Below are 254 nucleotides of genomic sequence, written 5' to 3' on the forward strand. Positions count from 1 at the left end.
TCAACATGAACGACAACACCGCGCTGGCCCGAGCCACCTCCGCCTCCTTCAAGATGATTGCCCAGGCGTGTGATGACTATGGCGCCACGCTGATCATCCTGAACCAGACGCGCACGAAGATTGGCGTGATGTTTGGTGATCCTACGACGACCCCCGGCGGCGACGCGGTGAAGTTCTACTGCTCGGTGCGCATTCGTCTGGGTCGCACGATGCTCAAGAAGTCAGCCAGCGACAGCACGAAGATCGGCCAGCGT

At 60.2% G+C, this 254-nt stretch carries 1 pseudogene; it reads left to right on the top strand.

What is annotated here, in order from left to right:
• Positions 1–254: pseudogene (locus tag R0J88_RS21790) on the top strand (hypothetical protein); the annotation flags it as partial.

Source organism: Pseudoalteromonas sp. SIMBA_162, assembly GCF_046535955.1.
Classification (GTDB): domain Bacteria; phylum Pseudomonadota; class Gammaproteobacteria; order Enterobacterales; family Alteromonadaceae; genus Pseudoalteromonas; species Pseudoalteromonas marina.